Here is a 10166-nt window from a genome sequence, read left to right on the forward strand (position 1 = left end):
CGTGGTGCCGTGCGACGTACCGGCTAGCCTCGACGGGTGGCAACCGCGCTGGTGATCGAGAACGACCCGACGGACGACGCGCGCCGGCTGGGTGAGTGGCTGACCGAGGCTGGGCTGGAGCTGTGGGTGGTGCGCCCGCACGCCGGCGACGAGCTGCCCGCCGACCTGGAGGGGTACGCGGCGCTGGTGGTGCTCGGCGGCGACCAGCAGGCGTACCCGTTGCCGGACGGCTCGCCCGGCGCACAGTGGTTTCCCGCCGTGGAGGGCCTGCTGCGCAAGGCGGTCCGGTACCGGGTGCCGACCCTGGCGGTCTGCCTGGGCGCGCAGCTGCTCGCCACCGCGCACGCCGGGTTGGTGGAGCGCAGCCCGTCCGGGCCGGAGATCGGCCCCGGCGTGGTCGGCCGGCGCGACGCCGCCGAGAACGACCCGTTGTTCCGGTACGTGCCGCTGATCCCGGACGTGCTCCAGTGGCACGCCGACGAGATCACCGAGCTGCCTCGGGGCGCGACCCTGCTGGCCGCCTCCACCCGCTACCCGCATCAGGCGTTCCGCCTCGGTGACCGGGCCTGGGGGTTGCAGTTCCACATCGAGTGCGACGCCGCGATGATCGCCGACTGGGCCACCGACTCGACCCAACTCGCCGAGCTGGGCTACAACCCGGAGCTGGTGGTCGCGGCCTGCGCCTCGGTGCTGCCCGACATCGAGGAGGTCTGGCAACCGTTCGCCGCCCGGTTCGCCGCGCTGGCCCTCGGCGAGCTGGACGACAGCACGACGCGGCGCGGCCTGCCGCTGCTCGGGCACTGATGAGCCGGCCGACCAGGGCACCGGGCCGGCTCGCCCGGTACGGCTTCGGCACCGCCGAAGGCGATGGCGGCGCGCGCGCCGCGGACCTGCTCGGCCCGGAGGGGCTGCGGCTGTGGCGGCCGGCCGAGCAGGAGCCGGTCGACGAGGCCGCCGCGGAGCTGCTCGCCGCGCTGTCCCGGGCCGCCGACCCGGACCTGGCGCTGCGCCAACTGCACCGCATCGTGGAGGCCGAGGGCCGCACCATCGAAGGCGGCGCCGAATCGCCACTGCTCGCGGCCGTGCACGCCGATCCCGGGCTACGGCGGCGGCTGATCGCGGTGCTTGGCGCGTCGGCGGCGCTCGGCGATCACCTGGTGGCCCACCCCGAGCACTACCAGGCGCTGCGGACCGCCCCGGACGGGCTCGCCCCGACCGCCGAGGGGCGGCTGGAGCCGGCCGACGGCGGCAACGCGGTGGCGGCGCTGCGGACCGCGTACCGCCTGGCGTTGCTGCGGATCGCGGCGGCCGACCTGACCGGCGGTCGCGGCCTGGAGCAGACGATGGCCGCGCTCTCCGCGCTGGCCGACGCGACGCTCTCCGCGGCGTACGAGATCGCGGTCGCGGAGCTGGCGGAGGGGACCGAGCGGCCCCGGCTCGCGGTCGTGGCGATGGGTAAGTGCGGTGGCGGCGAGCTGAACTACGTCTCCGACGTGGACGTCATCTTCGTCGCCGCCGAGGACGCCGACCTGTCCGCCGCGACCCAGGTGGCGACCCGGTTGATCTCCATCTGCGGGCTGGTCGCCTGGCCGGTGGACGCCGCGCTGCGCCCCGAGGGCAGCCGCGGCCCGCTGGTGCGGACCCTCGCCAGCCACCTGGCCTACTACCGGCGCTGGGCGCGCACCTGGGAGTTCCAGGCGCTGCTCAAGGCCCGCCCTGCCGCCGGTGACCTGCCGCTGGCCCAGGAGTGGATCGACCAGCTCGCGCCGCTGGTCTGGCGGGCGGCCGAGCGGCCCGAGGCGGTCGAGGACGTCCGCGCCATGCGCCGCCGGATCATCGACCACATCCCGCCGAAGGAGCTGGAGCGCGAGATCAAGCGCGGTCCGGGCGGGCTGCGCGACATCGAGTTCGCCGTCCAGTTGCTGCAACTCGTGCACGGTCGCGGCGACGAGACGCTGCGCCCGCCCGGCACCATCCCGGCGTTGCGCGCGCTCGTCGCCGGCGGCTACGTCGGTCGGGCCGACGGCGAGGCCCTGCTGCGCGGCTACCGCTTCCTGCGCAGCGTCGAGCACCGGCTGCAACTCCAGGGCCTGCGTCGTACGCACACCGTTCCCGCCGAGCCGGGCGCGCTGCGCTGGCTCGCCGCCGCGCTGGGTTTCACGGCCTCACCGGGGCGCAGCGCCGTGGAGAGCTTCCGGGCCGAGTGGGTCACCCACGCCACCGAGGTACGCCGACTGCACGCCAAACTGCTCTACCGGCCGCTGCTGGAGTCGGTGGCCCGGGTGCCGGCCGACGGGTTGCGGCTCACCCCGGAGGCGGCCAGGAACCGCCTGGAGATCCTCGGCTTCGCCGACCCGGCCGGGGCGCTGCGCCACCTCCAGGCGCTCACCGGCGGGGTGAGCCGCACGGCGGCCATCCAGCGCACCTTGCTGCCGGTGCTGCTCAGCGAGTTCGCCGACGCGCCGGAGCCGGACCGGGGGCTGCTCAACTACCGCAAGGTCTCCGACAAGTTGGGCAGCACCCCCTGGTACCTGCGGCTGTTGCGCGACGGCGGCCCGGTCGCCCGTCGGCTGGCCCGGGTCCTCGCGCTGTCCCGGTACGTCGCCGACCTGCTCGCCCGCGACCCGGAGGCGCTGCGGCTGCTGGCCGAGGAGAACGAGCTGGCGCCACGCGCGCCGGAGGTGCTGCGGGAGGGGTTCCTGGCGGCGGCGGCCCGGCACACCGACCCGGTCGAGGCCACCAGCGCGGTGCGCGCGCTGCGACGTCGCGAGCTGGTCCGGGTGGCCTGCGCCGACGTGCTCTGCCGGGCCGGCGCGCTCGCGCCCAGCCCCACCCGGGCGGACGGCGCGAACCGGCCCGCCCGCGGGCTGTCCGACATCACCGAGGTCGGTACGGCGCTCGCCGACGTCACCGACGCCACCCTGGCCGCCGCGCTGCGGGCCGCTCAGGCCAGCCAGCCGGCACCAGCGGGGCTGCGGTTCGCGGTGATCGGCATGGGCCGGCTCGGCGGGTACGAGTCGAACTACCTCTCCGACGCCGACGTGCTCTTCGTCTACGACCCGCCGCCAGGCACCAGCGAGAGCGCCGCCAGCGCCGCCGCGCACGCCGTCGCCGAGGAACTGCGCCGGCTGCTCGGCGTACCCGCCCCCGACCCGCCGTTGGGCGTCGACGCCGACCTGCGGCCGGAGGGCCGCCAGGGTCCGCTGGTACGCAGCCTCGCCGCGTACGCGCAGTACTACGCCCGCTGGTCGCGGGTGTGGGAGGCGCAGGCACTGCTGCGCGCCCGGTTCGTCTGCGGCGACGCCGAGCTGGGCGCCGAGTTCGAGGCGATGATCGAGCCGGTGCGCTACCCGGCCGACGGGCTGACCCGCGAGCAGGTCGTCGAGATCCGGCGGATCAAGGCCCGGGTGGAGACCGAACGGCTGCCCCGTGGCGCCGACCCGGCCACCCACACCAAGCTGGGGCGCGGTGGGCTCGCCGACGTGGAGTGGGCGGTGCAACTCGTCCAGCTCCGGCACGCCGGCGCGATCCCGGAGCTGCGCGGCACGCGTACCCTCGACGCCCTCGCGGCGGCCGAGCGGGCCGGCCTGATCGACCCGACGGACGCCGCGGAGATGGCCGCCGGTTGGGCCCTGGCCGCGCAGGTCCGCAACGCGTTGATGCTGGTCCGGGGCCGGGCCGGCGACCAACTGCCCCGGCACGGGGTGGAGTTGGCCGGGGTGGCCCGGCTGCTCGGCCGCGACGACCCGGGGGAGTTCCTCGACGAGTACCTGCGCACCGGCCGCCGCTCCCGCGCGGCTGCCGAACGGGTCCTCGATGCCTGACGCGTCGCCGCGCCCGACCGGGCGGAGCGTCGCGGGCTGGGCGGCGGCGTCCGGGGTGGCCGTGCTGCTCGCCGTCGCGTTCCTCCTCGCGCCGCCGATGGGCACCGACCTCGCCGCCCAGGTGGCCCGTGCCGGGTTCACCGAGCGGTACGGGGCCGCGCCGGTCGACTTCGGCTGGTACGGCGGCGTCAACCAGTACGGCTACAGCCTCTTCACGGCCAGGCTGGGCGCGCTGATCGGGGTGCGTCCGCTGGGCGCTGTCGCCGCCGTGGTGGGCGCTGCCGCGCTGGGTTGGCTGTTCACCCGCAACCGGGCCCGCCGACCGCTGCTGGCCGGCGTCCTCGGCGCGGTGGTGCTGGTCGGCAACCTGGCAAGTGGTCGGATCACCTTCGCGGTCGGATTGGCGTTCGGGCTGCTGGCGCTCTGCGCGGTCAGCGCGGAACGCCCGCCGCGCTGGCTCCGGTTGACGCTCGCCGCCGTCTGCGCCGCCCTGGCCACGGCGGCCAGCCCGGTCGCCGGCCTGTTCACCGGGCTGGCCGGCGCGGCGCTGCTGCTCGGCGCCCTGCGCACCGGTGACGGGCCCGGCCGCCCGCTGCCCGGCGGCTGGCGAGCCGAACGACCACTGGCCGAGGGGCTCGTCCTGGCCGTGGCGCCCGCCGTCACGCTCGCCCCGATGGCGTTCGTCTTCGGCAACGGCGGCACCCAGCCGTACTCGGCCGAGTCGATGCGCATCAACGTCGCGCTCGCGGTGCTGGTGGCGGTCGTACTGCCGCGTCGCCGCCGGGTGCTGCGCGTCGGCGCGGTGCTCACCGTGCTGCTCCTGATCGGGGCGTACTACGTGCCCAGCCCGATCGGTTCCAACGCGCTACGACTGCCGATGCTGTTCGCACTGCCCGTGCTGGCCGGGTACGCCGCGTTGCCGGGGCCGTGGCTGGCCGGGCTGCTCGCCGCGACCGTCTGGTGGCAGTCCCCGGTGATGATGAGCGACGTGACCCGGGCCGGCGCCCCGGAGAGCGCCGAACGTTTCTACCAACCGCTCGTCGCCGAACTCGACCGGCGGCAGCCGGCCGGGCGGGTCGAGGTCGTGCCGCTGCGCGACCACTGGGAGTCGGCGTACCTGCCGCCGACAGTGCCACTGGCCCGGGGTTGGGAACGCCAGGTCGACAGCGACCGCAACGCGCTGTTCTACGACGGCGACCTGAGCGCGCAGACGTACGAGCAGTGGTTACGGCACGAGGCGGTGAGCTACGTGGTGCTCGCCCCGGACGCACCCGCCGACCGGTGGGGCCGCGACGAGGCCGCGCTGATCCGCGGCGGCCTGCCGTACCTGCGGGAGGTCTGGCGAGACTCCACCTGGCAGATGTACGCAGTGGTCGATCCGACGCCGCTGGTCGGTGCCCCGGGTCACCTCGTCGCCGCCGACCGCGGCGCGGTCCGGCTGACCGCCACGCCCGGGGACGTGCCGGTCCGGGTGCGCTGGTCGCGCTGGCTCACGTTGAACGGCCCGGACGGCTGCCTGCGGCCGGGCGCGGACGGGTGGACCGAGGTGCGGGTCCGCGCCGCCGGCGACTACTCGATCTCCAGTGGGTTGGCACCGGCGCGCCACTGCTGACCCGTGCCTGCCGTCGGCCTCCCACCGACGGGCTGGCAGCATGTCCGGCGTGCCTTCCCACCTCGCGCGCTGGACCGGCCTGGCCGGCTCGATGCTGCTCGCGCTCTCCGCCTTCCTCGGCGGCGCGTTCCCCAGCGGCCCACTGCGCAGCACCCCGGTCAGCATCTGGCAGGGGCCCAACGGCCCGCTGATCCTCGCCGCCTGGCTGGTCGGCACCGGCCTGATGGCGTACGCCTGGTGGGCACTGCGCGACGGGGGGCCCTCGACGCGGTGGGCCCTGGTCACCGTCGGGCTCTGGCTGCTGCCGTTGCTGATCGCGCCGCCCTTCGGCAGTCGGGACGTGTACGCGTACGCCTGCCAGGGCGCCAGCTTCGTCGGCGGCATCAGCCCGTACGAGCAGGGTGTCTCCGCACTGCCCTGCCCCTGGCTGGACACGGTCTCGGTCATCTGGCGCGACACCCCGGCGCCGTACGGGCCGCTGTTCGTGCTCATCGCTGGCGCCGTGGTGAAGGCCACCGGTTCGCTGACCGCCAGCATCGTGCTGTTCCGTGCGCTGTCGCTGGTCGGCGTGGCCCTCACCGCGTGGGCCCTGCCGGTGCTGGCGCGCCGGGCCGGTGTGCCGGCGAAGCGGGCGGTGTGGCTGGCGTTGGGTTCCCCGCTGGTCGCCGCGCACCTGGTCGGTGGCCCCCACAACGACGTGCTGATGCTCGCCGCGTTGGTCGGCGGGCTGGCCGTGGTGGCGGCGCACCCGGGCCGGCGCGGAATGCTGCTGGTCGGCGGGCTGCTCCTCGGGGTGGCCGTGGCTATCAAGGTGACCGCCGTGGTGGTGGTGCCGTTCGCCGCACTGGCGGCCACCGCCGGGCCGTACCGGATCCGCACGCTGATCCGCGACGGCGGCTGGGTGGTCGGCGGCACGGTCGTCACCGTGGTCGGCGTGACAGTCGTCGGTGGGCTGGACTTCGGCTGGATCGGCGGGCTGTCCCAGGGTGGCGCCGCCATCGCCTGGACCTCCCCGTCGACCGCCGTGGGGCAGACGGCCGGGTACGTCGCGGCGCTGTTCGGCGGTCACATCGACGCGCTGCCGGTCACCCGCGGGATCGCCGTGGTCCTCCTGGCCGTCCTGCTCGTCTGGCTCTGGTGGCGGGCCCGCACCCGCGACCCGCTGTACCACGCCGGCCTCGCGCTCGCCCTCACCGTCGCGCTCGCCCCCGTCGTGCACCCCTGGTACTGGACCTGGCCGCTGTTCGTGCTGGCGGCCACCGCCCAGCGCACCAGATGGTTCACCGTGGTCGCCCTGGTCGCGTCCTTCCTGGTGCTGCCCGACGGCACCGGGTTTCCCCGGTACACCAAGACGGTCGGGGCGCCGCTGATGACGCTGTTGGTGATCGTGCTGGTCATCCGGTTGGTACGGTCGGCTCGAGCGGCCCGTCAGCCGGTCGCCGCCGATTGAGGGAAGGTGCGCCGGTGACCACTCCCGGCCCGCCTGTTCCGCCGCCGCCTGTGTCGTTGGCGCCATGGGGTGCCCGGTACGCGGGTCTGGTCGGCGCGGTCCTGCTCGCCGTGGCCGGATACCTCGGCGGGGCACTGCCCGACGCCCCGCTGGGCGTGACACCCGCGTCGATCTGGCGAGCCCTGGACGGCCCGGCGACGCTGACCTGCTGGCTGATCGGCACCGTCCTGCTGGTCGGGGCCTGGTGGTCGCTGCGCGAGGGTGCCCCGTCGACCCGTTGGGCGTACGTCACCGCCGGGCTGTGGGCGCTACCGCTGCTGGTCGCGCCACCGCTGGGCAGCCGGGACGTCTACTCGTACGCCTGCCAGGGCTGGACGTACGCGCACGGCGTCGACCCGTACACAGTGGGGGTGGCGGCGGCGGGCTGCCCCTGGCTGGACACGGTGGCGCCGATCTGGCGGGACACCCCGGCACCGTACGGGCCGGTGTTCGTCCTGCTCGCGGCCCTCGCCGTCGGCCTCGGCGGCGGGCTCACCGGCACCATCGTGGCGCTGCGCGTGATCGCCGGGGCGGGGCTGCTGCTGGCCGCGCTCTGCCTGCCCGCTCTGGCCCGGGCGGCCGGGATGCCGGCCCGGCGGGCGGTCTGGTTGGCGCTGGCCGGTCCGCTGGTCGGCGTACACCTGGTGGCCGGCGCGCACAACGATGCCGTGATGCTGGGCCTGCTGCTGTGTGGGCTGCTGGTCGTGGTCCGGCGACCAGGTCGGCCGGCGGCCCTGCTGCTGGCCGGAGTGCTGCTCGGGCTGGCGGTCACGGTGAAGGCCAGCGCCGTGGTGGTGGTGCCGTTCGCCGTGCTGGCCGGGATGCCCGACCAGTACACCGTACGGGCGTTGCTGCGCCACGGTGGTTGGCTGGCCGGAGGGCTGCTCGCCGCGCTGCTGGTCACCTCGGCGGTGTCCGGTCTCGGCTTCGGCTGGGTGGGCGGGCTGACCCACAGTGGCGACTCGGAGCAGTGGACGTCACCACCCACCGCCGTGGGCTTCGTGGTCGACTACGCCGGCGCGCTGGTCGGCCGGGACCCGCAGGCGGTGCCGGTGGCCCGGGCGGTCGCGCTGCTGCTGCTCGTCGGGGTGCTGCTGATGCTCTGGTGGCGGGCCTGGCATGTGCTGCGCGGGCTGAATGAGGTTGCGGGTCCCGAGGTGGCTGCTCGCGTGGAGGCGTCTTCCGGGGTTGCGTCTCCCGGGGTCGCGTGTCCCGGGGTCGCGTGTCCTGAGGGTGCGTGTCCTGAGGGTGCGTGTCCTCGGGTGGCGCGGTCCCGGGTGGCGCTGCACGGCGCGGCGTTGGCGCTGGTCGCCACCGTCGTCCTGTCCCCGGTCTTCCATCCCTGGTACGCGACCTGGCCGCTGGCGTTGCTGGCGCTCACCGCCGCCCGCACGACGTGGTTCGTGCTGCCCACCGCAGTGGCAGCCTTCCTCGCCCTGCCCGACGGCACCAACCTGGCCCGCGTCACCAAGGCACCCGGTGCCCTGGCGATGACCGCCCTGCTCCTGACCGTGCTCGCCCGCACCCTGCGCACCGCCCAACGCCGCCGCCGCCGTCGTCGTTGATCATGAGGTTGACGGGGGCAATCTGGACGAAACGCCCCGCCAACCTCATGATCATCACCGTCGTGCGGTCAAGATCGCGCTCGGACGTGGATGTAGTGGTGTCCGACGCGGTCGAGGGCACTGCATCCAGGATCGAGCACGATCTTGGGGCGGGGCGAAGGGGGTTTACGCTCGCACGCCGCAGGTGGGGCAGGGTCGGCTTGAGGGCTGGGGGGTGGGAGTCCGGCGGGAGCGGAACACCACCGCCAGGAACAGTGCGGCGGGACCGGCTAGCCCGACGGCGACACCGGCCACGGCCAGCTCCGTGAACGTGACGGCACCGTATGTCGGGCCGAAGCTGTCAGCCAGGCCGGGCACCGCCAGGAAGCCGGCGGGGGTGAGCAGTGTGACGAGCGCCCAGCCGCCGCGGGCGTCCCCGCCCAGTGCCAGACCCATGGCCAGCAGGGCCCCGACGACCAGCAACAGTCCGCCGACGGTGGGCAGGAAGAGCTCCAGGGTGGCGCCGTAGTAGGTGCCGACCGCATCCAGACCCACCAGGAATTCCGTCGCCACCACCGCCAACAGTGCGGACAGCGCCGGCGCGAGGCGGATCACCCGGGAGGGTTGGTCGGGCAGGGCGAGCCCCAGCAGGCCCAGGACCACCTGCGGCAGCAGCACCATCAACGGCGGTCGGAGCGCGTCGAGCGCGGCGGCCACCGGTGGCAGCGCAATCGTGAGCAGGAGCGCGAGGGTGATGGCCCACCGGGCGACCCGGCTCGGCGCGACGGCGATCACCACTGCCGCCAGCAGCCATGCCGCCCACGCGACGACACCGAGCGAGACGAACGGGCCGACGTGGGGGACGCCCCACTCCGCGGGCGGCGGATGCAGCTCTGCCGTACCCCAGACACCGGCGAGAGCGCTCGCGGTGACCAGGGCCAGCAGCGCCGCGAGGCGTACCCCCGGGATCAGGTCGGTGACGCCCGCGGCCCGCAGCCGCTGGCGGAGGCCACCGCGCACCAGGTCCGCGGCGTCCGCCGGCGCCGGCCAGCGTTGGTCGGGGGTGGCCAGGTCGAGGTAGGTGCCGACGATTTCGGCGCGGCGGGTCCGCCGGTAGTCGGCGGGGTACGCGCGCAGCAGCCGGAGGTAGCGGCGTTCCAGGTCGTTCATGCCAAGCCTCCGGCCGTGCGTGGGGTGGTCGGGAGGGCGGCGCGAGTCCGCTTGGACAGCCGGGTGGTGGCGGCTTCGACGTTGCGGCGCAGCCGCTCGGTCTCGGTGCTCAACGTGGTCTCGCCACCGGGGGAGAGGCGGTAGTAGCGGCGCAGTCGGCCGTCCACCACCTCTTCCCGGTCGACCTCGACGAGGCCGGCGTCGACCAGCCGGTCGAGCGCCCCGTACAGCGTCCCAGGGCGCAGCGACACGCGGTGGTCGGAGAGGGCGGCGACCTCACCGATCAGCCCGTAGCCATGCATCGGCTGGGCGGCCAGCGCGGTGAGGATCAGGAACGTCGGTTCGCGCAGTGGTGTGTCCACCGGAGCAATATATCGGACGCGAAGGTATGCCGGGGGGTGGCGCACAGTGAGCCGGGCCGGCTCCGCGGTGAGCGTAGAAGGCCAGGCCGGTCATCAAGCGACAGCTCCGGACTCCACGGCCAACAGACAGCACACCAGGCCTACTACAAGGCGAAATAACCCCGC

At 74.9% G+C, this 10166-nt stretch carries 7 protein-coding genes; 5 read left to right on the forward strand and 2 right to left on the reverse strand.

Translation table 11 applies throughout. The annotated features are described in order from the left end of the window. Positions 1-36 precede the first annotated feature (36 nt). Genes ABTW72_RS19165 through mptB (ABTW72_RS19185) form a run of 5 tightly spaced genes read left to right on the forward strand, consistent with a single transcriptional unit; the run spans position 37 to position 8490 of the window. The gene (locus ABTW72_RS19165) at positions 37-804 is read left to right on the forward strand and encodes a type 1 glutamine amidotransferase (protein WP_350860463.1); all 768 of its coding nucleotides are present in this window, start codon (positions 37-39) and stop codon (positions 802-804) included. Further along, positions 804-3824, forward strand: coding sequence for a bifunctional [glutamine synthetase] adenylyltransferase/[glutamine synthetase]-adenylyl-L-tyrosine phosphorylase (locus ABTW72_RS19170; protein WP_350860464.1), 3021 nt, complete (start codon positions 804-806; stop codon positions 3822-3824). Before ABTW72_RS19165 ends, ABTW72_RS19170 begins: the two co-directional genes overlap by 1 nt. Beyond that, positions 3817-5436 (forward strand): hypothetical protein, encoded by a 1620-nt coding sequence (locus ABTW72_RS19175; protein ID WP_350860466.1) that lies wholly within the window; start codon positions 3817-3819, stop codon positions 5434-5436. Before ABTW72_RS19170 ends, ABTW72_RS19175 begins: the two co-directional genes overlap by 8 nt. A gap of 40 nt (positions 5437-5476) precedes the next feature. Beyond that, positions 5477-6886: a polyprenol phosphomannose-dependent alpha 1,6 mannosyltransferase MptB gene (gene mptB / locus ABTW72_RS19180; protein ID WP_502892221.1), complete on the forward strand. Its 1410-nt coding sequence runs from the start codon at positions 5477-5479 to the stop codon at positions 6884-6886. Between the two features lie 14 nt (positions 6887-6900). Next, a complete protein-coding gene (mptB, locus tag ABTW72_RS19185) occupies positions 6901-8490 on the forward strand; it encodes a polyprenol phosphomannose-dependent alpha 1,6 mannosyltransferase MptB (protein WP_350860470.1) in 1590 nt (529 codons plus the stop codon). A 165-nt stretch (positions 8491-8655) separates the two neighbouring features. On the opposite strand, the gene ABTW72_RS19190 is transcribed toward mptB (ABTW72_RS19185), so the two are convergent. Next, entirely contained in the window at positions 8656-9639 is a 984-nt protein-coding gene (locus ABTW72_RS19190; protein ID WP_350860472.1) for a hypothetical protein, read from the reverse strand. Further along, positions 9636-10001, reverse strand: coding sequence for a PadR family transcriptional regulator (locus tag ABTW72_RS19195; RefSeq protein ID WP_350860474.1), 366 nt, complete (start codon positions 9999-10001; stop codon positions 9636-9638). Before ABTW72_RS19195 ends, ABTW72_RS19190 begins: the two co-directional genes overlap by 4 nt. Positions 10002-10166: the final 165 nt, after the last annotated feature.

The sequence above is a fragment of the Micromonospora sp. NPDC127501 genome, from assembly GCF_040302185.1.
In the GTDB taxonomy this organism is placed as follows: Bacteria; Actinomycetota; Actinomycetes; order Mycobacteriales; family Micromonosporaceae; genus Micromonospora.